General features: G+C 54.2%; 24 protein-coding genes. 10 read left to right on the top strand and 14 right to left on the bottom strand.

The window, feature by feature from the left end; genetic code table 11:
- Window positions 1-35 precede the first annotated feature (35 nt).
- From MED297_RS00440 to MED297_RS00420, 5 genes are all read right to left on the bottom strand, one after another.
- Window positions 36-1,043, bottom strand: a complete 1,008-nt coding sequence (locus MED297_RS00440; RefSeq protein WP_008041324.1) for an ABC transporter ATP-binding protein — start codon at window positions 1,041-1,043, stop codon at window positions 36-38.
- Complete coding sequence (locus MED297_RS00435) at window positions 1,040-2,032, bottom strand: ABC transporter ATP-binding protein (protein ID WP_008041323.1); 993 nt, start codon at window positions 2,030-2,032, stop codon at window positions 1,040-1,042. Before MED297_RS00435 ends, MED297_RS00440 begins: the two co-directional genes overlap by 4 nt.
- Window positions 2,029-2,958, bottom strand: coding sequence for an ABC transporter permease (locus MED297_RS00430; protein ID WP_202594500.1), 930 nt, complete (start codon window positions 2,956-2,958; stop codon window positions 2,029-2,031). The genes MED297_RS00435 and MED297_RS00430 overlap by 4 nt, the downstream gene beginning before the upstream one ends.
- Window positions 2,959-3,021: 63 nt before the next feature.
- Window positions 3,022-3,996 carry an ABC transporter permease gene (locus MED297_RS00425; RefSeq protein ID WP_008041315.1) on the bottom strand — a complete coding sequence of 325 codons (975 nt, stop codon included), beginning with the start codon at window positions 3,994-3,996 and terminating at the stop codon, window positions 3,022-3,024.
- A gap of 165 nt (window positions 3,997-4,161) precedes the next feature.
- Window positions 4,162-5,814: an ABC transporter substrate-binding protein gene (locus MED297_RS00420; protein WP_040556356.1), complete on the bottom strand. Its 1,653-nt coding sequence runs from the start codon at window positions 5,812-5,814 to the stop codon at window positions 4,162-4,164.
- Between the two features lie 522 nt (window positions 5,815-6,336).
- Between MED297_RS00420 and acuR the strand changes: the two genes are divergently transcribed.
- Both acuR and acuI read left to right on the top strand, forming a co-directional pair.
- Entirely contained in the window at window positions 6,337-6,987 is a 651-nt protein-coding gene (gene acuR, locus MED297_RS00415; protein WP_040556473.1) for an acrylate utilization transcriptional regulator AcuR, read from the top strand.
- A gap of 12 nt (window positions 6,988-6,999) precedes the next feature.
- The gene (gene acuI / locus MED297_RS00410) at window positions 7,000-7,986 is read left to right on the top strand and encodes an acrylyl-CoA reductase (NADPH) (protein WP_008041309.1); all 987 of its coding nucleotides are present in this window, start codon (window positions 7,000-7,002) and stop codon (window positions 7,984-7,986) included.
- Window positions 7,987-7,998: 12 nt separating this feature from the next.
- On the opposite strand, the gene MED297_RS00405 is transcribed toward acuI, so the two are convergent.
- On the bottom strand, window positions 7,999-9,963 hold the full coding sequence (locus tag MED297_RS00405; RefSeq protein WP_008041308.1) for a methyl-accepting chemotaxis protein: 1,965 nt from the start codon (window positions 9,961-9,963) through the stop codon (window positions 7,999-8,001).
- Window positions 9,964-10,305: 342 nt separating this feature from the next.
- Between MED297_RS00405 and MED297_RS00400 the strand changes: the two genes are divergently transcribed.
- A complete protein-coding gene (locus tag MED297_RS00400; protein ID WP_008041306.1) occupies window positions 10,306-11,040 on the top strand; it encodes a substrate-binding periplasmic protein in 735 nt (244 codons plus the stop codon).
- Window positions 11,041-11,052: 12 nt separating this feature from the next.
- On the opposite strand, the gene MED297_RS00395 is transcribed toward MED297_RS00400, so the two are convergent.
- Genes MED297_RS00395 through MED297_RS00380 form a run of 4 tightly spaced genes read right to left on the bottom strand, consistent with a single transcriptional unit; the run spans window position 11,053 to window position 13,431 of the window.
- Entirely contained in the window at window positions 11,053-11,925 is an 873-nt protein-coding gene (locus MED297_RS00395) for an energy transducer TonB (protein ID WP_008041304.1), read from the bottom strand.
- Complete coding sequence (locus tag MED297_RS00390; RefSeq protein WP_008041302.1) at window positions 11,922-12,332, bottom strand: ExbD/TolR family protein; 411 nt, start codon at window positions 12,330-12,332, stop codon at window positions 11,922-11,924. The genes MED297_RS00395 and MED297_RS00390 overlap by 4 nt, the downstream gene beginning before the upstream one ends.
- On the bottom strand, window positions 12,329-12,733 hold the full coding sequence (locus tag MED297_RS20915) for an ExbD/TolR family protein (protein WP_008041301.1): 405 nt from the start codon (window positions 12,731-12,733) through the stop codon (window positions 12,329-12,331). The genes MED297_RS00390 and MED297_RS20915 overlap by 4 nt, the downstream gene beginning before the upstream one ends.
- Window positions 12,730-13,431 carry a MotA/TolQ/ExbB proton channel family protein gene (locus tag MED297_RS00380; RefSeq protein WP_008041299.1) on the bottom strand — a complete coding sequence of 234 codons (702 nt, stop codon included), beginning with the start codon at window positions 13,429-13,431 and terminating at the stop codon, window positions 12,730-12,732. The genes MED297_RS20915 and MED297_RS00380 overlap by 4 nt, the downstream gene beginning before the upstream one ends.
- Window positions 13,432-13,568: 137 nt before the next feature.
- Here MED297_RS00380 and MED297_RS00375 point away from each other — a divergent pair, with 137 nt between their 5' ends.
- The 3 genes from MED297_RS00375 (at window position 13,569) to MED297_RS00365 (ending at window position 17,464) form a co-directional block, all read left to right on the top strand.
- The gene (locus MED297_RS00375) at window positions 13,569-14,273 is read left to right on the top strand and encodes a response regulator transcription factor (protein WP_008041298.1); all 705 of its coding nucleotides are present in this window, start codon (window positions 13,569-13,571) and stop codon (window positions 14,271-14,273) included.
- Between the two features lie 47 nt (window positions 14,274-14,320).
- Complete coding sequence (locus MED297_RS00370; RefSeq protein ID WP_008041296.1) at window positions 14,321-15,202, top strand: helix-turn-helix domain-containing protein; 882 nt, start codon at window positions 14,321-14,323, stop codon at window positions 15,200-15,202.
- Window positions 15,203-15,307: 105 nt separating this feature from the next.
- Window positions 15,308-17,464, top strand: a complete 2,157-nt coding sequence (locus MED297_RS00365; protein WP_008041294.1) for a TonB-dependent siderophore receptor — start codon at window positions 15,308-15,310, stop codon at window positions 17,462-17,464.
- 22 nt (window positions 17,465-17,486) lie between these two features.
- Here MED297_RS00365 and MED297_RS00360 read toward each other — a convergent pair whose 3' ends face one another.
- Both MED297_RS00360 and MED297_RS00355 read right to left on the bottom strand, forming a co-directional pair.
- Window positions 17,487-18,476: a hypothetical protein gene (locus MED297_RS00360; protein WP_154650796.1), complete on the bottom strand. Its 990-nt coding sequence runs from the start codon at window positions 18,474-18,476 to the stop codon at window positions 17,487-17,489.
- Window positions 18,477-18,618: 142 nt separating this feature from the next.
- Window positions 18,619-20,118, bottom strand: coding sequence for a glycoside hydrolase family 16 protein (locus tag MED297_RS00355; protein WP_008041290.1), 1,500 nt, complete (start codon window positions 20,116-20,118; stop codon window positions 18,619-18,621).
- 161 nt (window positions 20,119-20,279) lie between these two features.
- On the opposite strand from MED297_RS00355, the gene MED297_RS00350 reads away from it, so the two are divergent.
- A complete protein-coding gene (locus tag MED297_RS00350; protein WP_040556353.1) occupies window positions 20,280-21,026 on the top strand; it encodes a TerC family protein in 747 nt (248 codons plus the stop codon).
- A gap of 59 nt (window positions 21,027-21,085) precedes the next feature.
- On the opposite strand, the gene MED297_RS22585 is transcribed toward MED297_RS00350, so the two are convergent.
- Window positions 21,086-21,211: a hypothetical protein gene (locus tag MED297_RS22585; protein ID WP_272912035.1), complete on the bottom strand. Its 126-nt coding sequence runs from the start codon at window positions 21,209-21,211 to the stop codon at window positions 21,086-21,088.
- A gap of 1 nt (window position 21,212) precedes the next feature.
- Here MED297_RS22585 and MED297_RS00345 point away from each other — a divergent pair, with 1 nt between their 5' ends.
- The 3 genes from MED297_RS00345 to MED297_RS00335 are packed head-to-tail and all read left to right on the top strand — an operon-like array spanning window position 21,213 to window position 25,496.
- Window positions 21,213-23,516, top strand: a complete 2,304-nt coding sequence (locus MED297_RS00345) for a hypothetical protein (RefSeq protein ID WP_040556351.1) — start codon at window positions 21,213-21,215, stop codon at window positions 23,514-23,516.
- The gene (locus tag MED297_RS00340) at window positions 23,494-24,786 is read left to right on the top strand and encodes a glycosyltransferase (protein WP_008041285.1); all 1,293 of its coding nucleotides are present in this window, start codon (window positions 23,494-23,496) and stop codon (window positions 24,784-24,786) included. Before MED297_RS00345 ends, MED297_RS00340 begins: the two co-directional genes overlap by 23 nt.
- On the top strand, window positions 24,786-25,496 hold the full coding sequence (locus tag MED297_RS00335) for a TVP38/TMEM64 family protein (protein ID WP_008041284.1): 711 nt from the start codon (window positions 24,786-24,788) through the stop codon (window positions 25,494-25,496). Before MED297_RS00340 ends, MED297_RS00335 begins: the two co-directional genes overlap by 1 nt.
- Here MED297_RS00335 and MED297_RS00330 read toward each other — a convergent pair.
- Window positions 25,484-26,368 carry a LysR family transcriptional regulator gene (locus MED297_RS00330; RefSeq protein ID WP_008041283.1) on the bottom strand — a complete coding sequence of 295 codons (885 nt, stop codon included), beginning with the start codon at window positions 26,366-26,368 and terminating at the stop codon, window positions 25,484-25,486. The two genes, MED297_RS00335 and MED297_RS00330, sit on opposite strands and share 13 nt — an antisense overlap.
- Between the last annotated feature and the right edge of the window lie 61 nt (window positions 26,369-26,429).

Below are 26,429 nucleotides of genomic sequence, written 5' to 3'. Positions count from 1 at the left end.
AACTACGCAGGCTTACGACTCTTTAGTCCCGACCTTTAGGACTCATACAGATAGCAGCGAACAAAATGATCCTCTGCTAACTGCGTGACCGGTGGCATGGCTTCACGACACTGGTCAGTGGCCTTGAGACATCGGCTGGCAAACGGACAACCCTGGCTGTCCGGCTTCCAAACCGGAATGTCTGCTTTTTTGGCCATTTTCTCTTTTGATCGGCGAATGCCCGCTTCCGGAACCGCACTGATCAATAACTGGGTATAGGGGTGCTGTGGGTTCTGTGTTACCGAATCGCTGTTGCCCCACTCCACCATGTGCCCGACATACATCACCGCGGTACGTTCCGCAAAGTATCGCGCAGTGGCAATATCGTGCGTGATGTACATAAACCCGATGCCATCTTTTTTCATGTCTTCCATCAGGTTCAGAATGCCCAACCGAATCGACACGTCGAGCATCGAAATCGGCTCGTCGGCTAAAATGAACTTGGCACCCACGGCCAATGCCCGGGCAATGGCCACACGTTGACGTTGACCGCCGGAGAGTTCGTGCGGATATTTGTCCGCCGTCTGCCGTGCCGGGGACAGCCCGACGCGCTCAATGATTTCAATGACGCGCTGCTCCAACTCGTCACCGGACACGTGCGGATGGTGCAGTTTAATCGGGCGAGCCAAATGGTGGCGGATAGTATGCACCGGGTTCAACGAACCAAAGGGATCCTGAAAAATCATCTGCACTTCTTTAGCGAAGTCCAGTTGCTTCATCTGATTTTTCTTCTCGTTGATGTCGACGTCCTGCAGCCAGATTTTTCCGGCCGACGGTTCAAACAGTCGGCATAGCGCTCGGGCACAGGTGCTTTTTCCACTGCCCGACTCACCAACAATAGCCAGCGCCTGACCGGCTTTTAGGATAAAACTGACATCGTTGACCGCACGCATGTGCTGACGATTGAAAATCGCACTATCCAAAGCGAAGTCGATGGTCAAACCTTCAACATAAATGCTGGGCTTAGCCGAGCCGGTTTCAACGGGTTGGAGTTGTTCGCTCATGCCGATACCTCTTCAGCTTCTACAACATGACAAGCCACCTGACGTAAGGGCGCTTGTTGGACAGTAATGAGTTCGGGATCTCGCGACAGGCAGATGTCCATGCATTCGGAGCATCGAGCCTGAAAGTAACAGCCTTCCGGTGTTTCCAATAAGTTCAATGGGGAACCGGGAATGCCTTCCAGTCGAACCTTGGGTCCATGGATAGTTGGAAAGGATGCCACCAATCCGCGCGTATAAGGATGCTTGGCACGGTAAAGGATGTCCTCTGCGTCACCGAGTTCGACCAACTTACCGGCATACATGATGCCGATACGATCCGCGATTTCACCCATCAACCCAAGATCGTGAGAGATAAACAGAATAGCGAAGCCGTACTCTTCTTTCAGCTCGTACAGTTCATCCATGATTTCCCGTTCAACAACCACATCCAATGCCGTGGTCGGTTCGTCCATGATGATCAGTTTAGGACGCAGAACCAAGGCGATGGCAATCACCACACGCTGTCGCATACCACCGGAGAGTTGGTGCGGATAGGACGTCATACGCGACTTATGAATACCAACGGTTTCCAGCAGTTCTTCGCCGCGCGCCCAGGCTTCCTGCTTGGTCACTTTCTTATGAGCAAGAATCACATCGATCAGCTGACTACCGATAGTGATGACCGGATTCAGCGAGTTCATCGCACTTTGAAACACCATCGCCGCTTCATTCCAGCGAAACTGACGAAGCTGCTCGTCGTTCATTTTCAAAACGTCACGATCTTCAAACAGAATTTCGCCTTCGCTGATCAAGGCCGGGGCGTTATGGAGATTGGAAATTGCAAACGCCAGGGTACTTTTTCCGCAGCCGGACTCGCCGGCCAGACCCAGGGTTTCGCCGGGACGGATTTCCAGTGATACCTGATTGACCGCGCGGGCATTACCCGTGTCCGTGACGTAATCAACACAGACATCGCGAACTTCCAGTAACGGTTTGGTCGCATGATTCATGACGCAGCCCCTTTTCGTCGTGCTTCTACTTCGGCTTTCATACGGCGCCAGATTTTAATGTAGGCACCGGTTTTCAGTTTTGGATTGGAGATCTGGTCAATCGAAATGTTCAGCAGCGCCAAGCCGCCACCCATCAGGGCAATGAAGGTTCCCGGAACCACGAAGTCCCACCACGCGCCAACAATAAAGGCGGCACTGGATTGTGCCCAATAAAGCATGGTGCCCCAGGAAACCACGGTCGGGTCACCCAACCCGAGGAACTCCATGCCGGCTTGCGCACCGATAGCGTAGAGGCAAGTACCCACAAACATACCGGCAACAAGGCTGATGAGGTTAGGAATGATTTCGATGAGGATGATACGCCATTTGCTTTCGCCCATCGTTTCAGCCGCCACGATGAATTCTTTGTTGCGCAGAGCCAACGTCTGGCTGCGCATGACCCGCGCACCCCAGGGCCAGGAGGTGAAGCCGAGAATCATGGCAATAATAAAGGGCCCTACCTGACCCAGGAAGGCCGCGAGAATAATCAACAGCGGTAACTGCGGAAAGACCAATAGAATATTCGTAAACGCCATCAGGGTTTCATCGGTTTTGCCGCCGACATAGCCGGACGTTACACCTACGGCCAAGGCAATAACGGTGGTCATAATAGCCGCAGTGAACGCCACCATTAATGACACCCGACCGCCATAAAGCACCTGACTGAAGATGTCTTTACCGGCACGAGTAGAACCGAAAATCAGATCCGCGCTTGGCGGCTGGTGACCACGGGCCACGCGTCGGTTCGGGTCAACATCGGTTAACAATGGTGCGGCCAGACAGGCAACAATGATGGTCGTTACAATGGTCGTGCCGATGATGGCCGCCGGATTACCTTTAAAATAACGGCCCAGAGCGTGCTTTAATTTCTTTAAGGGCTTCAACATGAGATGTCCGCCTTTGGCTTTATTCGTCAATGCAGTTTTTTCAGTCACAGTCGTCATCACTCATTACTTCCGCAGTCGTGGATCCAAAAGGACATAGAGAACATCGGCGATGAAGTTCGCAGCCAGTACGAACAGAACCAGCAACAGGAAACAGGCCTGCATCATCGGGTAATCGCGTGCACCAACGGACTTGAACATCATCTGTCCAATGCCGGGATAGTTAAAAACGGTTTCGACAAAAATCTGTCCGGCCACGGCAAAGCCCAGTGCCATCGACACCGCGGTAACCACTGGCAGGATCGCGTTGCGCGCGGCGTAATGCGTCATGATACGGCGCGCACTGAGACCTTTGGCTTTCGCCATGGTGATGTAGTCTTCACCCAACACATTCACCATGGCGTTACGCATGGTGAAGATCCAGGTCGCCAGCATCGCAACAAACAGCGTTACCATCGGCAGCACAGCGTGGTGCAAAATGCTGCGGATATATTCCCAGGTAAAGGCCGGATCCAGATCCGGGTCAGCCCCATAGCCCAGCGGGAACCACTTCAACGTCATGGCAAAAATAAAGAAGATAAACAGAGAGGTGACGGCTTGCGGCATCGACGCCATAAACTGCCAGAACACCGGATAAAAGCGATCCACAAAACCGCCTCGGTTGTATGATGCATACAACCCGATAAAACAACCCACGACCACGGAGATAAGTGTCGCGGTACCCGATAACGCAATGGTCCACGGTACCGTGCGCTGCAACAGTTCAGTGACCTGAACCGGGAACATCATGATGGTTGGGCCGAGATCAAACGTCAGTATGCTTTTCAGATATTGCAGGTACTGCACCCACAAAGGACCATCGACAAAGCCGAGCATTTCTTTGTAGGCATCCAGCTGTTCGGGTGGGATTCGACCGCCCGCCGCAGCGAAGAGCGCGTCGACCGGGTCGCCGGGCATCATTCTGGGAATCAAAAAGTTAAACGTAATGGCGACAAAGATAGCGATGATATAAAACGCCAGCCGCCGGAGAATAAAAGCCATAGCGTGGTCCTCTGTGTTGGCCCTGAGCTTTAAAAGGTTTTGGTTTAAGGGTCGTTAAAGCGAAACCTTCTGGGGTGAAATATTGAGGGAGGTTCCGACCGGAGTGCGCCGGTCGGAGCCACCGTCATCACGACGATAGCCCTCCCTCTTTTGCGTTAAATCCGCTTACTTCGCGTGCAGGTTTTCAAAGACCAGCAGCTTGCTTCCACCGTTGTAGAAGTTCGGATGAACGTATGGGTTGTCGTCCGATGGGAAGCCATCAACACGGGTCGTGTTGTACTGGAACCAGGTCGCGTTAGACATGACCGGAACGAATGGCAGGTTCTCAGCTGTGAAGGTCATCAACTCAGCGAGAATTTCTTCACGTCGGTCCTGATCATCGATACGGCTGTACTCATCCACCAGCGCACCGAGTTCTTCCGACGCCATGCCGTGGTTCGCGTGCCAGATTTCACCCACTCGAGCTGGGTGGTAATAGTTCAGGTAAGCCTGGATCGGATCCTGACCATTGGTGACCGACCAGTTGAACGACATGTCATAAGTACCGTCTTTCAACGCAGCGTCATAAACAGACCATTCCAGCGTACGGGTGTTCGCTTTGATGCCCACATCGGCCAGATACTCAGTCACCATCTGTACCGCCTGAACCACGTCGGTCCAACCGTTCACGATATGAATATCGAAGTCGATTTCAGTACCGTCTGGGTTTTCGCGATAGCCGTCGCCATCCACGTCTTTGTAACCGGCTTTATCGAGCAACTTGATCGCTTCGTCCGGGTTGTACTCAGCCAGGTCGGCGTACTTCTTGTTCACTTTGTCATTAAAGTGCGCACCGAAGAACTCACCGATACCAACAACAGATGATTCTGGTGTGGCATAGCCATAAGTCGCCAGATCTACAATGGTTTCACGGTCAATCGCCATGGAGACCGCTTTACGGAACTCAACCCGATCAAATGGTGCTTCACGTGTATTCATGTACAGGTTCCAGAGGTCGTTTGCTGGATACCAGTAACCGTGAGTGTCCGGGCTTGGCTCAACGTAAGTTTTGTCGATGTCGGCAACGAAGTTGGAACCCCAGTCGATTTCATCGGCCATCAACGCTGGCTGGATCTGGGAGTTATCGGAGTACTGACGGAACTTGATGCAGTCCAGATACGGCAGACCCTGATCGGCTTTGTAGTAATGCGGGTTACGGCAGATTTCGATCTGGTTACCACGAACGGTGGTGACTTCGGTAATCGGACCAGAGCCAACCGGATTCGGGTTCTTGTAGTTAATCTTGTCGTCGATGTCCGCCCAGATGTGCTCTGGAATCACCCACAGAGCCGGCATGTACCAATCGATGGTGGTGTTCACTTCAGAGAAGTTGATTTTTACGGCGCGGTCGCTGACTTTTTCGACACTTTCAATCACACCATTGGCCCACTGACCTGTGTGGTCGAGTTTGATGTCATCACCGCCAATGGCCAATGAGAACAGCAGGTCGTCGGCATCCAGTACTTCACCGTCAGACCAGGTCAGATCATCTTTCAGAGTAATGGTCATGGACTTCTTGTCCGCGCCATAGGTAAAGCTTTCCGCCAAACGCCAGTTGATTTCACCAGCCATGGTGTTCTGAACCCACAGCGGCTCGAACATGGTGCCGCTGACGATATCCGCCTGAACGCCATTAAGGGGGTTAAAGTCTTCCAGGAATGTCTGGGTGATGATCGGAACGGTCAATGTGCCGCCCTGTTCCGGGGTTGCAGCCTGTGCCTGCATTGCGACGCCTGCTGCAAGAGCAGATATCGCCAGTACGGAAGTTAACTTCTTCATGGGGTACCTCATTGTTGTTGTTTTGAAATGCGTCGCTTTCGTCAGCCTGGTGTGTTTTCCCCGCACCTGAACCCAAGATGAAAGCGCTTACATTGTCGCCTCAAAAAAACGCTTTCGGGTGAGTGGACGCACCAAATGAAAGCGCTTACACCGCGAACAATAATCCTCATTCAGAATGGGGTCAAGCAATCCAGACGGAGAAAATTTCGCTTTTTTGCACAAAGGCTGTTCGATTTAACGCAACGAAGGCCCTGTTGTTCAGAACCAATGTGACATGAGTGCACAGTCAAAATCGCTGAAAACGCCACCCCGTGCTGCCTGCTAAAGAGCTCTGAAAATGAACCTTTGTTTCATTTAGCTTCAGCGTGCCGGTCGTGACGTGACACCTCCACCAATCCTGCTCACGGTGGAAATTAACGAGGGTTGATTCCGGTCAAGGTCTGCACCCCTTTTTTCAACCGACCCATGGCAACCGACGAAAGAGGTTGGCATTTTATAGACGGTCGGTCCAAAATAGCGATCATGACTGAAAACATCACCCCACCCAGACGGGGACGTCCGCCGAAGCGGCGCGCCGGAACAGACGACACCCGCGCATTGCTGATCCGAAGCGGTTTGGAGCTGCTGACCGAACAGGGCTTCGTCGCCTCCGGTCTGGATCCTATCCTGAAACGCGTCGGCGTCCCTAAAGGCTCGTTCTATTACTATTTCGACAGCAAGGAGGCGTTTGGCCTGGAAGTGCTCGCGGCCTACGATCGCTACTTTGCCGCCAAGCTCGACAAACACCTGAGTTCCGACACATTGCCGCCTCTGCAACGATTGCAGGCTTTTGTGGAGGACGCTAAGCAGGGGATGATCCGACACGATTTTCGTCGCGGTTGCCTGGTCGGCAATCTCGAGCAGGAAGTGGCTTACCTGCCGGAACGTTTTCGCCCCCGGCTGCTGAGCATCTATCAACATTGGCAATCCAAGGTGGCTGCCTGTCTTGTCGCCAGCCAACAGACGGGTGACGTCACGCCAACCATGAACTGCAATGAACTGGCTGAGCAATTCTGGATCGGTTGGGAAGGCGCCATTAACCGCAGCCGATTGATTCGGGATACGCAGCCGTTGGATCGATTCCTGAACCATTTCATTCAATTGATTTCACCCACTCACCAGACTCCGGTCTGACAAGGAGTAAACATGTTTAAAGGTATCCTGATTGAAAAAGATGACGCCGGTTACCGCGCCAATCTCAGTGAGCTCTCAGAAGATCAGTTGCCGGAAGGCGACGTCACCATCGATGTCCAATACAGCACGCTGAACTACAAAGACGCCTTGGCTATTACCGGGAAAAGCCCGGTGGTCCGTCAGTTTCCGATGGTGCCGGGGATCGATCTGATCGGAACGGTCACACACTCAGATAACGACACCTTTGCGGTTGGTGATTCAGTCCTGCTGAATGGCTTTGGTGTCGGTGAAGTGCATTGGGGTGGCCTGGCCGAGAAAGCACGGCTGAAAAGCGACTGGCTGATTCCCCGTCCGGAGTCATTAACGCCCAAACAAACCATGGCCATCGGTACCGCCGGCTACACCGCCATGTTGTGTGTGATCGCTCTGGAAAAAAATGGTGTCTTGCCTGGAAACGGCCCCGTTCTGGTGACCGGCGCGAACGGTGGTGTCGGCAGTTACGCCATCGCCATACTGTCGGCGCTGGGATATGAAGTGGTGGCCGCCACCGGTCGTTTACAAGAGGCTGATCACCTGAAGCAACTGGGCGCGACGGACATCATTGACCGAAATGCCTTATCCGAACCGGGCCGACCGCTGGCAAAAGAGCAATGGGCGGCCGCCATCGATTCGGTCGGCAGTCATACGCTGGCGAATGTCTGTGCCGGCCTTAAATACGGTGGCACGGTTGCTGCCTGCGGACTGGCACAGGGGTTCGATTTCCCGGCCACCGTCATGCCGTTTATTTTGCGGGGCGTAACGCTGGCCGGCATCGACAGTGTGATGCGACCGCTCAATGATCGGATCGAAGCCTGGCAGCGTCTTGGCCAAGTCATAACACCGGCCATGATCGATGCCATTACCAACGAAATCACATTGGACCAGGCGATTGACACCGCCGAACAGCTTTTGAACGGCACGGTGCGGGGTCGGGTCATTGTGAAGGTGTCCGGAGACTGAGGCGTTCACGCCTCAGGTCTTAAACCGGCCGACCATCGTAGCCAGCTCATGACTCAGATCCGTCTGTTGCTGGCACAACCCTTTAACTTCGTCTGACAACGACGACACCCGGGCAGCGGCATCATTGATGTCCACGATGTTCTGATTGATGTCTTTGGTCACCAGATGCTGCTCTTCCGTCGCACTGGCCGTTTGGGTGGTCATGTCGCGAATGTTAAGCACCACCGATTCGATCGCCTCAAACGCCTGCATCGCTTTTTGTGACAGCTCAAGCGTCTGTTCCGATTCGGTTGCGCTGCGCTCCATCGCCTGACTCGCCGATCGCGATTGCTGAATCAGTTTTTCCAAAATGGTACTGACTTCTTCGGTCGAATCGTGTGTCCGCTGGGCCAGATTACGAACTTCGTCAGCGACGACAGCAAACCCTCGTCCCTGTTCCCCGGCCCGGGCGGCTTCGATGGCGGCGTTCAACGCCAGAAGGTTGGTCTGCTCAGCAATGCTTTGGATAGTCGTGAGAATGTTCGTGATGTTTTCGGTTTCTTTTTCAAGTGCCTGAATGACCGAGTTAGAGCTTTGGATGTTGGTAACCAAGCGCTGAACGCTTTCACGGCTGTCGTTCACAATCACTTTACCGTCGTGAGTCGTGCTTAATCCGTTATCCGAAATATTGGCGGTCTCCACACTGTTGTTGGCCACCTCATTCGCCGCGGAAGTCATCTCGGTAATCGCCGTGGCAATCTGATCAATACCACCCTGTTGTTCGGTAGTGGCGGCGGCCATATCACTGGCTGAACTGGCCGTATGACCGGAGACGCGATCCATCTGTTCCGATTGCGCTTTGATTCGCGCGATCATCGTTTGCGTCGATTCCATAAACTGATTAAACCAGGTTGCCAGTTCACCGGTTTCATCCTGGGTGCTGACATGAATACGTTTGGTCAAATCACCTTCGCCTTCGGCCATTTCCTGAAGACTGTCTTTGACTTCATTGATAGGACGAACCACTCGACGAGCCAGGTACGCACCGCCGGCGGTGAAAAGCCCTACCAACACGATACAGACGATCAGTGTTATCCACCCGATGCGTTGTGCGCCGCTTAAAATTTCCTGTTTCTGCATCATGCCGACGAACTTCCATCCGAGCGTCGGGGACTGATAAATGTTCGCCTGATAATCCACACCGTCAATAGAAAACTCAACGATGCCCCGATCCGTTTGGGCAATGGTGTTGAAATGCGCGGACTCGAGTTCGCCCAACGGTTGGAAATTGTTTTCCGGGTTCCCACCGTCCACCAGAATGTTGCCGCTGCCTTCGATCATCATAATGCGGCCGGTATCGCCAAATTGAATGTCCTGCACCATGTCCGTTAAGGCTTTCAGCGAAACATCAATGGCGACAACACCATTAAAGTCACCAGCCGCATCGGTATAGGCTTTTAAGACCGACACATAGACCGCATCGTCCGGCTCCCAGTAATACCCATCACGCCGGACAATCTCAAAATTCGCGTCTCGGCCCATTGCAAACCACGGACGGGTTCTGGGATCCCAATCGCCATAGTCGGCGGTGCCGGGCCATTCAAGATAACCGCCGTCCACATCGCCCATGTAAACGTAACCCAGCATCGGATTGTTCTCTCCAATCGCACTGAAGATATCGAAAATGGCTTTTTCCCGACCGCCATTTTGACGGGCCACTTCAGAGGGTTTCATACCTTCATCAAAGTATGTCGTCAAAGACTGACCATTGGTTTGTTTGACCGCCGGTAAGTCCGCCATGAGCGAAACGTTATAGGAAATGACATCAAAGAAGTTGGTAAAGGTCTGATCGATGATCGACATGTTTAACGAACTGGACGCTTCAAAATCCCGATAGGCTTCATCCACAACCCGATTGATCGTCAATACGGCCACTATCAGCACCGGTACCAGAGTGGTGACAACAAACGCCAGCAGAAGTTTTTTTCGTATGCTCATTTTATTCTGACTCCAACAACCATTAAGACCGCGTCGCTAAGGAGATTGGGGTTGTAATCCGGATGCTGATAAAACGATAACGACGACGGTCGACGACCAGAGCGCACTGCGATGTCGACAGGGGATGCCCACCTATATATAAAAACACACGTCGACGGCTCTGAATTTGCTGACCCTATGTCCGAACGGCTTTTCTCTCAGCTGACCCTTTTAGAATAGCTGCTTCTGTTGGGATTGCGGCTTTTTCTAACTCGCCAATTAGCTTCGATTCAAAATGATCAGAAAAGCAGTTCGCGGACTTATTGCTATACTCATAGAGTCTTCCGTTCTGGATTTTTATTTATGCCGTTTGCAGTAATCCAGTTTGTATTTTTGTTCACACTCTTCGCTTCTGTTGTTCAAGCAGACACGCTGAAACTGACGTCGTTACGTTGGCCGCCCTATTCCGACAGTGAACTTAAAAACTCAGGCGCGTCAGTGGCTGTGGTTCGTGCGGCACTCGAGGTGATGGGTCACGATTTAGAGGTCACTTTTTTTCCCTGGCCACGAGCTGTCCGCACCGCGATGGCCGAGCCGAGCTACCAGGGTTACTTTCCCGAGTACTGGTATGAGACCGAAGACTTTATTTTTTCCAATGCCATTGGCCACGGTCCATTGGGATTTTTAGAAAACCGTCAGCGACCGGTTCCCTGGTTTTCACTCGAGGATCTGCAGGCTTTTCGCCTGGGTGTCGTGCAGGATTATGTGAATACGCCGGAACTGGACGCTCTCATTGCAGCAGGGCAAATCAACACCGAAACAGTCGTCAGTGACAGCATCAACATTCTGATGGTGGCGCATCGCCGGGTGGATCTTGCCGTGATTGATCCGAACGTTTTTCATTTCCTGATGGACCATGATCGTGCACTGACGGAGTTGAAACCAACAGTACAAATGAACCCGAGACTGTTAACGACAAAACAACTGTTTGTTGCCCTACGCAACACTCCGGAAGGACGACGTTGGACCGACATCATTAATCAGGGATTGCTAAAAATCGATGTCGAACGGATCATGGCGGAACATGGTATTCGCTGAAGCCTTGCAGTGTTATGAACTCAGGGAGTAAGCGACCGGCAAAGTTAAGGTTAATGAACGCTCAGCCAGATCCGAAGGCAACCTCGGGAACGGGCTCGCTCGCTGAACCATGTTGATGGCCGCCTGATCGAGACGTTCGTTTCCGGAACTCTCAAGCACTTTTAGTTGGGCAATACGCCCGTTAGACAGAATCACAAACTGAATCGTTGTGATGCCGGTAATGCCCTGTTTTTTCAGACGATACGGGTAGCGTTTATAACGACTCAGGCGCGCAGACACTTCATCCAGGTAGTGCTGTTTCACCGGTGATGTCGCTAGCGGCTCTTGTTGGTTTTCATTTGAGCCTTCATCTGTTTTGACATCTTCGTTCTGAGTGACCACCGCATTATTTTTTGGTTCATCCACGGTTTCTTCGATTGCTTTTTCTGAAGAAACTGAAGTCGATGCCAACGCGGTTTGAACCGATGACGGCAAGGCCGGCACCCTTTCTGGCACTACGTTTTCAACGGGTTCTGGTTCTGGTTCTGGTTCTGGTTCTGGTTCTGGTTCTGGTTCTGGTTCTGGTTCTGGTTCTGGTTCTGGTTCTGGTTCTGAAACAGCTTGTGATACCGCTATTGGCTCGTCAACCGACGTCTCAGAATTTTCAGGGGTGGGTTGCGGAAGTTGTGCCGGTTCCGCTGAAACAATTGTGGACGGTTCGCTATCCTCAACAGGAAGTGAAGTCGACGCCGGTGCAATGCTCACGGCAATCGTCGTCATTGGCTCCGGCAACGTCACCCGTTGTTCCGTTTTCGGCTCCGTCAATAGCAGCCATAAACCAGCGACAAAAAAATGAAAAACAAGCGCCAAAAAAGCCGCGAACACAACCTGCCAATGGCGAATCATCGGGTCGTCTCCGTTGCAATCAAAACACGTTGCAAGCCCGCCTCCCGGCTTGCCCGCAATACCGGATCAAGAACCGATGTCGGCAGTGATCGGTCGACGGCGATAATCAGTTCAATGTCCTTCGGTTCACCTAAATCATGCAGGGCATCAACAACGGATGTTTGCACCGAGCGGCTATCGAGTTGATATTCATTTGGCCCAAGCACATACAGAACATGCTCACTGGGGGTCAGTGAATCCTGCGCACCCGATTCTGGTACCGGGGCTGTTATCGACGGGACACCAAACTGGCCGGCGATCATAAAGAAGATCAATAACAGGAAAACAATGTTAATGGCCGGAACCATGCTTTCATCCAACGTCTGACCGGACGAAGTCGATTCAGGTACCGTCACCAACGGCTTCATTGACTCGACTCCGCCACACTCAACTGAACAACGCCGGCCCGATACGCACGGTCCATCAAATCAATCAGATCCTGCACGCTCGCTTCCGGGTGTGCTGAAACGATCACCGCGGCATCCTGCTGCGCCAGTAGCGCAAGGGTTTTCGACAGAGCCTCAGATAACAGATCATAAACCTGGCCGTCGTATTCAACCTGCCCGTTCGCCTGCACCCGAAACCGCGACGCTTGGTCTGCGTCGACGACAGAGGTCGTCGAGCCTGCTCCGGCCGAGGTCAGTTCAATCTGTGAAAAGGCAGACAGCGAAGATGTCAGCATGAAGAACAACAACAGAATGAACACCACATCAATCAATGGCGTCATGCTGATTCGCGAAGATCGCGGCGGCGGAAGCTCGACCATCATGCCGCTTCAGCGTCCTGATATCGATCAGACACGGTCTTGTGCTCAGACGGTGGCACGGCAACTAACTGAGTAAAGGCATCGTTGAGACGATGGCTGACACGTTCCGCCTTTCGTTCAAACCAACTGTGTGCTGTGGCTACCGGAATGGCGACCACCAACCCCGCCGCCGTCGTCAGCAATGCCTGCCAGATGCCGCCTGAGAGAATCGAAGGATCCACCTGACGTCCGGCGGTTTCCATTTGCTGAAACGCAAGAATCATCCCAGACACGGTACCCAACAGACCTAACAACGGGCTCAAACCGGCAATGACATCGAGCGGGCGCAGATAAGCTCGTAACTGCTGCACAAGCACATTCGCCTGTCGCGACAGCTCATGAGCGAGATAACCTGCGTCAACGCCTTGCTCAAGATTCTGCATCGCAAAGCGCACCATATCTGTGACCGGGCGATCTCCTTGCAAAGAGTTCAATGCCAGGGCTCTCTCACCTTGTCGCCAGTAAGACAGCGCCTGGGTCAAGCCAGCATCGGACTCAGGACGGATCTGCGCCAGCTGCCACAGTTTGATGAACACCAACGTCAGTGAAAACACGGACAGCAGCAAGAGCAGCCACACCACCGGCCCACCGATCTGAACCAACTCCATCAGGCGCGAAATCAAAGACGTGGACGCTTCATCCGGTATCGAAACCAAGCTCACTGGCAACTCCTCTGCTTAATTACAAACAATAATCATTTGCATTTAGAAAAACTGGCCCGCATTATAGCGACCGCCAGCATTAAGAAAACGTTACGCTGGCCACGACTGTCCGAACCTTTGCAATCTGAGTAACCACGATGTCTCACTGCCTGCTGATTGCCGACGACCCGACGCTGGCGACGACCCTGAGTGATCGTCTCGAACGCGATGACATTCTGTGCGATTACGCGCCCACGCGAATCAAAGCACTGGATCTGGTTGCCGAACAACGCTGTCACGTCATCCTGCTCGATCTGGATCCCACGCCAACCGGCGGATTGAACTTGTTAAGAAAGCTGCGCAGGCAAGGCATTGATACCCCGGTGCTCCTGCTGTCGAAACGCGGCTCGTTGAACGACAAAATCACAGGGTTTAATGCCGGTGCCGATGATTTTCTGGTGAAACCGGTCGACATTGAAGAGGTGTTTCTGCGGGTTCGGGCGCTGGCAGCGCGACGCTCGATCATCAGCCATCAGTTGTCTGCAGGGCCTCTCAAACTGGATGCCCAACGCCGTACCTGTGTGCTGAATCGGGCCCCCGTCAGTCTGACACCCATTACCTTCCGGTTGCTGGAAACCCTGTTACGAGACAGCCCGAACCCGGTCTCCCAGCAACAGTTAACACGGGCGGTTTGGGGCGACGATTTGCCGGACAGCAACAAACTCCGGGTTCACATGCACCGCTTGCGGCAGAGCCTGAAACCACAAGGGGGAGAGTCGTTAATTAAAACCGTACCTGGGTTTGGTTTTGCGGTGGATGCCAACCGCCTGGAAACAACACCTGTTGATTCGACCGCAAACTGACATGACCAAACGGTTTTCTGTTTGTACTGAACTCTGGAACTCTGATCGTGCAAAACGACACCCGCTTTAATCGCCTCGACCAGCTGCTGGATTACATTCACCGACATATTCATGAGCCGATGTCGCTTGATACCCTGGCCGCCCAAAGTGCCTGGTCCCGCTGGCAGTTACAACGTGTCTTTGTCGCGTACACCGGTTACACCGTGGCGCAGTATGTACGCGAACTCAAACTCAGCTTGGCTGCCGACTGCTTACTCGAAAACTCAGACCGGGTCCTCGACATTGCCTTGTCGTTCGGTTTCGGCTCGGAAGTCGCCTTCAGCCGCGCCTTCAAGCAGTTTTTTAAGGTCTCTCCGCATCAATACCGCAAACGCGGTCTGCGCAGTGGCATCCGAACGCCGCTGCAACGTGCGGATGTCTCCCGGCTGAACCTGCCGGCCAACACCCTTTATCACGTCCGTCTGGAACATAAGCCGGCTTTTGACTTCTGCGGACTGCCGACGCGGATCAACGGTCTGCTGTCAGGCCAACCGAATTTTGAAGATCGGATTCCAGCCGCCTGGCAACACTTTCAACAACTCACCCACCGCCGTCTGCCAACGGACAGGCCGCGTATCGGACTGATCGACACCTTTTCACAACCCACACTTGGTCAGCTTGTGTATTGGACCGGCATTGAGCAAAGCAAACCGTCGGCGCCGGTGTTTCTGGAAAAACTGTCACTGCCCACCAGCGACTATGCGGTACTGCCGTATCAGGGGCCGATCGACCATTTTAAGCACGCCGTCACCTGGTTGCTGGCCGAATGGCTGCCGAATGCGGATGTTCATCACTCAAACAACCGCTTTGAGTTTGAGCGCTACCTGCCGAGTGAAACCGCAGGTTCAGAGATGGTAAACGCCGAGTACTGGTTACCTATCGACGGTTAAAGGCTGACATGCACCAAATTGTTAATTTTCAACGGGACTTCCTCGTTATGATCCTATATGCAAATGATTCTCATTTAAATCCATTCATAACCGGAAACCCAATCCATGATGTTGACCCAAACCAGGCTGGCAAATACCACCCGACGATACACACCACTCGCACTGACTCTGTCTGCCGTGGTGACCTTATCCCCCACTGCATTGGCTAATGAGGTTCTCGACCTGTTGGAAGTCACTGCCGAGGTATACCGTAATACCGCCACCAAAACCGCACTGGAACCCGAGGAAACCCCACAGGGTATTTCTGTCATCGATGGCGACCAGATTAAGGCGCACGACGCCGACACGCTCAGCCAGGCATTGCGCTATGCCCCGGGTGTCACAACCGAAGTGCGCGGCGGCGCCGTGACGTTGTTTGACACCTTTACCATCCGGGGCTTCGGGGTGAACCGCAGCTACTACGACGGCCTGGTACTGCCTTACCTGAACGGTTGGAACCTGCAGGCGCAGATCGATCCAGTCGCCATCGAGCAGGTGGAAGTGTTCAAAGGTCCGACATCTGTGTTGTACGGCACAATGCCGCCCGGTGGCATGGTCAACATCATCAGCCGCGCGCCGACCCGGACGCCAGAAACCCAAATTGATCTCAGTGCCGGGTCCCACCAACATGTGTCTGCGGCAATCGACACCGCAGGTGCACTCGGCAATACCGACCTGAGCTATCGTTTGATTGCCAAAGGCAGCCATCGGGCTGGTCAGGTCGACACCACCGAAGAACAAACCTATCTGATCGCGCCGTCCGTCGACTGGCAAGTCAGTGAGCGCACACTGATCAACCTGAACGCCTATTATCAAAACGACCCGGCGATGGGCATGAACTCTGCCATCCCCGCCTCCGGCATGTTGTATGACAACCCCAATGGCACAACCGACCCGACCACCTTTGTCGGCGATAAAAACTGGAACAAGCTCAGCCGCGAAGTATTCCGGGTCGGCTACAAACTCAGCCACACCTTGGCCGATGACTGGACGTTTTTGCACAACGGCGCTTACACCGACGCCAGCCTGGCGCAAAAAAATACCTACCATCGCAGCGCAAGCTTTGATGAAAACACCGGCACTCTCGGTCGCAACATTTACAGCACCGATGAAACGCTGACCGGGCTGACGCTTGATAATCAACTCTCCGGTCGTCTGTTTACCGGCCCTGTTGAACACAACCTGCTGCTTGGGTTGGACTATCAGCAACTCAAAGGCAATGCCGACTACCGCGAATTCCAGACCAGCAACAGCGATTTCTATTTGTTTAACATCTTCGAACCGAACAACGACCTGCTCGATCCCGATACACTGACCGAAGTTTATCAGCAGGACGATGATGTAAGCGTTCAACAGCTCGGCGCTTATGCGCAAAACCAACTGCGATGGCAGAATCTGGTTTTGATTGCGGGCGCCCGATACGACGATTATCAGAGCGAAAGCATCGTGACCGCCGCAAGCACAACCAAGACCGAAGCCGATCACCAACAATGGTCGTATCGAGTCGGCGCACTGTATGAACTAGCCTATGGTGCTGCGCCGTTCGCCAGCTTCGCAACCTCGTTTGAGCCGGCTACCGGCCAGGATGACGAAGGCAACGGTTATGACCCTGAACTGGGTCAGCAGATCGAAGCGGGTGTGAAATTCGTGTCCGGCAACGAGGCCGTTAACCTGAGCGGGTCCTACTTTCACATCACCAAATCGGACGCGCTGGTCGCGAACCCTGCTGACCCTTACGGCGCCCAGCTGCAAGTCGGTGAACTAGTGTCGAAAGGCGTGGAACTGGGATCGCGCGTGGCCTTGTCTCCTGACTGGACGGTGCAGGCTGGCTATGCCTACACCGACATGACCATCACCGACGATGCCAATGGCGGACTGGAAGGTAAAACGCCGATCTGGGTTCCCGAACACAGCGCACAACTCTGGACGCAATACCGACTGTCACGCGGCTGGCTTCAAGGGACTCGTCTGGGTGGCGGTGTTCGTTACGTCGGCGACATGCAAATCGATTCGGTGAACTCCGATACCGTGCCGGCGTCGACCGTTTATGATCTCTCCGTTGGTTATGAACTGGCGTATCTGCTGCCGATGCTGGATGGCTCGTCGATCAATCTGATGGTCAACAACGTCACCGATGAAACCACTTATCGCTGCTACGACACCGATAACTGCTGGTACGGTGCCGAACGTACCGTCACCGCCAATCTGAATCTGGCCTTCTGATGTAACAGGGCCTGTGGACACGCTACTCCATGAGTTCCCAGGCCCGCTCCTCGGCTACGTATTCAAGCATCAAAACTTTATCATGCAGTTCGTCCAGGTCGGGGACTCGAATAAACGATAACTTCATTCGGTAGAATTCGCTCTCTGCCAAGGGAAAGTGGGTGATCAGGTTACTGATTTCCAATAGCGCGTCCCGACTGCCCGCATACTGCGCGGCAAGAATGGCCCGGTCGAAACTGTCGACGCTGCCAAAGTCCGATGCGGCAGTCTGCCAGACCGAACGCGCCAATGACGCCAAATCCGGTTGATCATAGATCGCCAGCATCTCAAATACCTCAAGCGGGTGTTCACGTTCCACGACAAAGGATCGGGCGACCTCAAAGCTGCCTTCTTTACCAAACTCCATCGCCGACAGCAAAACGCCTTTGGGGATCTCCGACGGCGACTGCGTTTGCCAGTACTTATAGGCCGCGTCGAAGGCTGACGGATTATTTCGGTGAAGCCCCTTGTTGAAAGCGACATCAGCAAGGGTCTCACTGACCGTCAGGTAAGGAAGCAGACGGTCATAGTCCCGAACCGACAAGGCGTCCCATACCGCAACACCAAGATAAGGATCGTCCGTCTGCACGCTGGCCACTAACGCCAGAAAGCCCTCGATGTCTTCATTCGCTTTTTCGACATAAATCTGCAATCGCTGTTCATCGGGCTCAAAGAACAACGACATGACTTCAGGTGTCGGTTGGTTGGAGTACCAACGCAGCAAATCTGACGGAGGCGTCACCGTGACGGCATCACCGGCCGATGATGCTGGTTGAACACGATCAACAGAAAATTTCGGCGTTGGCGTGTTCGAGGCGGTCAAGTCCGAAATGACATCAGCAGCAGGGTCAGTAGGAAGCCGAGACGTCGGCGCTTCCTCCGGATGAAGGTTACCCCGGAGCCATACGAGTGCAGCGAGTACAAGCACCGGGACCAATGTTAAGCCCATCGCCGCTTTTACAGAGGTGTTCAAGTCAGACTCCTTCCGATCAATAAACAACAGCCAGTCAGTCCAGCCTACCATAAGGGTTGATGACGCACATCGGTTCGCCATGCGCCATCAGCCCTTCAGCAGACTCGTGACAGCCATCATCAATTGAGCGTTTTGAGATGACCTATCGCGACCAAACCACGTTATCTAAAAGAATCACCACACCCTGTTGGTTACCCCAGTCCGGCGACACCACCAACGGCGTGTTCACATTGCTCAGATCCAACGTGGACCCCGGATTCGCCAACAGATCGTCCAACACAAACTCATAATGACGCCATTCACCGACCGGTGCGGTTTCAAACGGCACTTCTCCGGAACTGCACGGATGGAAACAATCGACTTTCATGATCATGCCACCGGACTCGCGCAGATCGCTGACGATCTTCATGTCGAATGACACCGTTGCGAACTCGCTGAAGTCGAAACCGACGGGCGCCTGCCAGTACACCACCGACTCATCGGTGTTGAACTGTACCTGCGTCACCTGTCCGCGATCTTCTTCCGACAGCTCCGTCATTAACACCGAGCCGTTGGCAACGTACTGTCCGAATGCAAACGGCGGCAGTGCCTCGTCACCGTAAATGGTCACGGTGTCCTGCTCGGTTAGCGTCGGATCGAACTCGATTTCAGCATCGCTGATCACCGGTGGCTGATGGCCAAAGACCCGTTCGGCTTTGCGGTTTTTCGTCGCACAGGTAATCAGCGATTCGCGGGCACTCGGGCATTCGTACACACGCACATAGTCGACTTCCATTTCTACCGGCAACTCGGTCGTTTCATCCGGATTGCCCGGCCAGTTACCGCCAATGGCGACGTTCATCAACAGATGAAAGCGCTGATCAAAGGGCGCCGCTCCCGGATAATTGACCACCTCACCATCAGCATTGGGACTTTGTGAGTACCAGCCGGATTCGCGTTGCGTCGCGTAATGCACGTCATCGACATACCAGCGGATTTCACCGTTGGCCCATTCAATAGCGTAGGTGTGGAAGTCCTCCGTCGGGTCGCTGTCTCCGAAGGTATAGCTGGCGCCACTGGAAACATTGTTTGGCCAGTCACTGCCGTAATGCAGAGTGCCGTGTACGGCCATCTCGTCACCGCCCAGGTTCACCGCTTCCATGATGTCGATTTCACCGCTGGATGCCCAACCGCCGTAGACCCAGTCGGTTGGCAACATCCAAATCGCCGGCCAGACACCCTGACCGCCGGGAATGCGGGCGCGGACTTCGATACGACCGTAGGTCCAGTCACCTTTGTTCAACGTGCGCAAGCGCGCCGAGGTGTAAGGCAGTGTTGTCTCACCGGCCTCGCTTTCCCATTCCAGCGGTTCTGCTGGCCCGGTAAAGGATTCTTCCTGAGCTCGGATGACCAGTTTGCCGTCACGGATAAAGGCGTTGTCGGGGCGATCGGTGTAGCACTGCAACTCGTTGTTGCCGCCGCCCCAACAGTTGGTTTCAAAGCCCCACTTCTCGCGATCAATGGTCTGTCCGCTGAACTCGTCATGCCAAACCAGCGACCAGCCGTCGCCGACTTGGGCATCGGGTGCTTGTGGCAAAGTCTGACAACCAGAAATCAGACCAACGGTCAGCAGACCGGCAACCGGGATAATACGTTGATACATGAGTTTTCCTTCTTATTGCTCAATGATGTAAGCGCTTACATTTTATCATACACTCTTTAGCTTTCTCTGGCATGGGTCAAATCCCAACTTGGACTTTTGACTCTGTTTGCCATCACATTTGTGTGATACCAATAGCGTTTTAACACCGTAAAGGAATGACCATGTTTGAATGGATTGCCAGTCCCGAAGCCTGGATCGCACTGAGCACATTGATTGCTCTGGAAATTGTTCTCGGCATCGACAACATCATCTTTATTTCCATTCTCGTCGGCCGACTGCCACCGGCGCAGCGGGACAAAGCTCGCCGACTCGGGCTGGGTCTGGCCATGCTGGCACGCCTGACCCTCCTGTTCAGTATTGTCTGGGTGATGGGTCTGGTTGAACCCTGGTTCCATCTGTTCGGGCACGCGGTCAGCGGACGAGATCTGATTCTGATAGTGGGTGGCCTGTTCCTGATCGCCAAGTCCACACATGAAATTCACGCCAGTCTGGAAATCAGTCCAGAGCATTCACAAAGCACTCAGGCCGCCAGCTTTGGGGCCATCCTCGCTCAGATTGCCTTACTGGATATTGTCTTCTCTCTCGACTCGGTCATCACCGCGGTTGGCTTGGTTGAACATCTCTCGATTATGGTCATTGCTGTTTTGGTTTCGGTCTCGGTGATGCTGTTTTCAGCCAAAGCCATAGGTGATTTTGTCGATGAACACCCAACCATCAAGATGCTGGCACTGTCGTTTTTAATCTTGATTGGCTTCACGCTGATCGCGGAAGGTTTTGAGATTCATGTGCCTAAGGGCTACATCTATTTCGCCATGGCGTTTTCGTTTGGCGTTGAGATGCTCAACATTCGGGTGCGGCGTAAACGAGACGCAAAAACCATTCATCTGGCCCGTAAACTGACCCAATAACATAAAACGCCTGGCGCTCCGGTCGAGCGTCAGGTTACCCCGGTATGGTTGAAAATTCCTCAACCGACCCAACCCCATACAGACAAGTGCCGGCCTTTAGAGGGGTCGTATGCGTTAGGCAACACCCCGGCAGACACCCACAGCAAGGTCAGTTCGCCATTCATCGAATGCAAAGAGGACCACATTATGCTTTCCAAAATGCTACCGTGGAAATACCTGATGCAGCGGGCGGCGCATCACTACGGTTTCATCAATCCAGTCTCTTTTCTTGCGCGTCTGAGAAAATTTTCTCAACCCTCCGAAGTCGCCGAACCTATTGAGTTGCTCCGTGCCGGGGTGACGTTTCATGCTCGCGGCCTGATTAACACCAAAGCCATCCAAACCAATCTCGACTGGGTTTGGCCTTATTGGGTTGAGAAACAATTCAAACCCGGGGATCCGAGTTTTGTGCCGCGCGCGTTCAGTTTCAGTCACGTCAACCTGACACATCGCGACTGGTCTGCCGTTGGTTTGCCCAACATGGCGCTGTACCCAATCGTTGATCCGCGCGGATTGATTACCCCGCTGTATGACGGTTGGTCGCTCGATTTCTGGCTTCAGGACACCCAAGGCACACTGTATTTCCCAAGCCGACATGCTGATTTCCAACAGCGCCTGAACACCGACGGACGCTTGCAGGTCGAATCGATTTTTGACACCGAAGCGGGCACGCTGACCGCGATTACGGAGCTGATTCTCAATGCTCAGGGGCATCCGGAGCTGACGGTGTCATTGCACGGGCAGATGCCTGATGGCGGTCGCATGCTGGTGGCGGCGCGCCCTTACAATCCGGAAGGCATTCAGTTTATCGAACAGATCGCTGTGGACTCGCCACACCAGTTTACGGTCAACAAAGACACGGCCATCGCTTTCGACCAACCCAGCGATGAGGTCTACTTGTCGAACTACCGACACGGCGATGTCGCCACCGATGTCGCACGGAACGTCGCGAGTGAACAACAGAGCATCCGTTGCGATGCCGGGATGGCAACCGCCGCGCTGGCGTTCGACATACCGCGCGAACAGGGACAGCGCGCCCTGTCATTAAGCATCGATCTCAGCCGGGAACAATCCCGCGAGTCGACGCGTGGTGAACGTTCTGCCACCTGGGACGAGGTACTCAAATCGGCCGCGGTACTGAATGTGCCGGATCGACAACTGCAGACGCTGTATGACACCAACCTGAAAACACTGACCCTGCTCAGCGCCGAAGACATCGTTCCCGGGCCTTACACCTATAAGCGGTTCTGGTTCCGGGACGCCTGTCTGATGATGAACGCCTTATTGGCCGTCAATCTCCCGGACCGGGTTGGACGTGCGTTGCCGGACTTTCGCAAACAGCAGAAACACGATGGCTATTTTCAATCTCAGGAAGGTGAATGGGATTCAAACGGTCAGGTGTTGTGGATGTTTAACCGCTACGAAGCGCTGAGCGGACAATCACTCAATGATGATCTGGTACGCGCCGCTCGCAAGGCCGTGCAATGGATTGAGAAAAAACGGGAACAGGCGCCCGGTACCCGCCATCACGGTCTGTTTCCGGCCGGGTTCAGTGCCGAGCATTTCGGCCCGAACGATCACTACTACTGGGACGACTTCTGGGCTATTGGCGGCCTGCGCGGCATTGCGGATCTGTTCCGCCGTCATGGTCTGGAAGACGATGCGGTCGAGGTTGATCGGCTGCGCAACACCCTGGAAACAGACGTTCAGCAGTCCATCGACAGCATTGAACCGCACCGTCGTCAGGGCGGCATTCCGGCATCGCCATACCGACGGATGGATTCCGGGGCCATCGGCTCCATGGTGGCCGATTACCCACTGCAACTGAACGCGGCCAATGATCCGGCGATGGCCGCCACCGCTAATTTTCTGATTGACCACTGTTTCTATAAAGGCGCATTCTTTCAGGACATGATTCACTCAGGGCAGAACATCTACCTGACACTGGCCGTCGCGCAAACGCTGCTGCGACAGGGCGATGACCGCGTTCACGATCTGTTGGACACGGTGGCCAAAGCCGCCTCACCGACCGGACACTGGCCTGAAGCCGTGCACCCGAGTTCCGGCGGCGGCTGCATGGGCGACGGTCAACACGGTTGGGCGGCGGCTGAGTATCTGATGATGATCCGCAATCTGTTCGTCCGGGAAGAGAACGACCAGCTGATCATCGGTTCCGGGTTGCGCGCATCCTGGCTGAACAGCGACGAGCGACTGCACTTCGGTCCGACACTCACGCCCTGGGGGGCCGTAACCGTGACCATCGACGGTCCGGCGGACGATCGACGAATACGCCTGGACACCGACTGGCATGAGTCGCAGCACATCCCTGAACTGCAGGTCGCGATTCCGGGGTATCAACAGTTTCAATACCGGGAGCAGGCCGGCGCCATTCGCCTGCATCCGGTCACTGATCACAAGGAGAGCATGAATGAACATTCTGATGTTCACTAACACCTACTTACCGCACGTTGGCGGCGTCGCCAACTCGGTTTCTCAAACCGCGGAGGTCCTGCGAAACGCCGGGCACCGCGTGATCATTGTGGCCCCGGAATTTGAGGGCAGCGAGGGATCGGTATTTACCCTGCATGAGGACGTGATCCGCGTCCCGGCCATGCAGAACTACAACGGCAGTGATTTTTCCGTGCGTTTGCCGGTGCCATTTGCACTGACGGCGCTGCTGGATGAACTCTCGTTCGATCTGGTGCACAGCCATCATCCGTTTTTACTGGGCGATACGGCGGTGCGCATGGCACGCCGCTATCAGGTACCACTGGTGTTCACGCACCACACCCGCTATGAACAGTACACCCATTACGTCAGTGAACAATCGTCTTTGATGCCGCAGTTTGCAGCCGAGCTGGCCACCGAGTACGCCAACCTCTGCGATGCCATCGTCGCACCCAGCACCAGCATCCAGACACTCATTCGCGAACGCGGTGTCGAAAGCCCCATCGATGTCATCCCCACCGGGGTGGTCATGAGCCGATTCAAAGACGCCGATCAAAAAACCGCTCGTGAGCGTCTGAACCTACCGGAAGACGCACCGATCGTCGGCCACGTTGGCCGCCTGGCGAAAGAGAAGAACCTTGAGTACCTGAGCGAGGCGATGTTCCGTCTACTCAAAGACGATCCGCAGCGTCGATGGATCATTGCCGGTTCCGGACCGAGCGAAAACCACATTCGCGAAACCGCAACAAAAGAGGGCGTCGCGGATCAGATCATCTGGCTCGGCCGGCTCAGCGGTCAGGACCTGGTCGACGCCTACGCCGCGATGGATCTGTTTGTGTTTTCTTCACAATCCGAAACCCAGGGCATGGTGGTCAGTGAAGCGATGGCCGCCGGCACCCCTGTGGTCGCGCTGTCGGCACCGGGTGTCGACGATGTCGTCAACAACGATAACGGCTTGTTGCTCTCCGACAGCACCCCACCTGAAACTTTTGCCGACAAGTGCGCGGAGCTGCTGAATGACCGCGACGCGCTATCACAAAGACAACAGCCCGCGCTGGACACGGCCGAACGGTTCTCCGATCGTCGCAGCGGTGAACTGTTACTGAACTGGTACCAGCAGACGATCGATTGGTACGAACCCGATACCCTGCGCAATGAAGAGTTTCCGGTGCTGGATAATCTGACTACGAAACTGCAGGCCGAATGGCAACTGCTGCAACAGAAACTCTCGGCGGTCAGCCAGACGCTGATCGATGATAAGGATGTCTCCTGATGACTGAATCCCGCTCGCGGCGATCCCGCGCCTCTCTCTGGCTGGCACTGACGTTGGTGGCCATGGTGGTGGTTGCCATGGTGCTGACTTTTGCCAATGACATTGGCCAGATGCTTGGGCAGATCAAAGATTTTGTGCTGAACCCCAATGCGCAGACGGAATGGTATTTATTGGCACTGGTGTTCCTGCCGGTACTCGGTATTCCGGTCAGCTTGTTTTGCATCATGGCCGGCGCAAAATTCGGTTTCGGCTGGGGCATGCTGGTCATCGGCATTGCCATGGCCGGCCACATGCTGATGTGCTTTGCCGCCATGCATTCGTACATCAAACCACTGGTGAAACGCTTTCTGGATCGTCGTGGGTATCAGGCCCCGGCGATGAATGAATCGTCTCAGGTGAATTGGGCGGTGGGTCTGGTCGCACTGCCGGTCTTGCCTTACATGGTCAAAAATATTCTGGTCGCCAGCGGCACCTTACCTTTGCGCACCTACATGATGATCAACTGGCCACTGCAACTGCTGCATGCGGTTCCGTATGTCATGTTTTCCGGTGCGGTGAAAAGCCAGAACCTGACGCTGATGTGGGTGGCCATTGGCATGTTCCTGATTTTCTGGATCGGCGCACGCGTACTTCAGAAGCGTCAGAATTCAACAGAGTCCGCAACAAACCAGAAGAACGATGCACCAACGTCGGATGATCAGACCGGATAAGAAATGATGCCTTTCTCGGTCAACGTGTCACGCAACAGCTGAATCATCGAACGGCTTTTCTCCGACAGATACGGGAGCGACGCGTAGACCAGCTTTACCTGCAGGTCTTCAAAGCGTTGTTGCTCTAACACCGGTACCAGCTGCTGCGTGTCGAGACAGTTTTCCAACATCACCGCAGGCAACAGCGTAATACCCTGGCCATCACGCGCCAGGTTGCGCAGCAAATGAAGATCTTCACTGTAGACGTGCATGTTCATCTGGTCGGGCAGTTGCGTACGGGCATACCGGTTGCCTAACAGCCGGTGATCGGCCAGCGATTCCAGAGAGTCAGGGCAACCAAACCGTTCCAGATATTCGGGCGCGGCCACCATCTGACAGGGCAGATGCACCAGGTGTTGTTGAATATAATCATCGTCTACCGGCCGGCGGTACACCGGTAGCACCTGAATGTCGGTGTTGGTCCGTCGCAGGTCCACCGCCTGCGTGTGGTGGCGAATGTCCAGCATGACATCCGGGTACTGGCGGGCATAACGTTCGATCACCTGAGTAAAAAAGTCAGTCACCCCAAGCACCGGAGGAATGGCCAGCCGCAAGCGCCCGTGGGGCCGCTCACGCTGATCCGCTAAAACATCCATCACCTCAGTCAGCGTGATCAATGGCGTACGAACCTGCTCATACAACCACTGCCCCTGCTCAGTCAGTTCGATGCTGCGCGTGGTTCGAATCAGCAACTGATATCCCAGCTTTTCCTCTAACACCTGCAACCGACGACTGAGTTTAGAGCGCTGCAATCCACAGGCACGGGCCGCAGCACTGATGCCTTTATGGCGCACGGTCAACGCAAACAGATTCAGATCATCGTAAGTCGGCATGCCGGCTCCTTCATTGTCCTGTTTTCAGGTCAGGCGCGGCCTGTTTTCGGATCTACAGCGC

The organism is Reinekea blandensis MED297 (assembly GCF_000153185.1).
Classification (GTDB): domain Bacteria; phylum Pseudomonadota; class Gammaproteobacteria; order Pseudomonadales; family Natronospirillaceae; genus Reinekea; species Reinekea blandensis.
The sequence above is the reverse complement of the archived record's forward strand: the minus strand, read 5'-3'. Positions and strand labels throughout refer to the sequence as shown.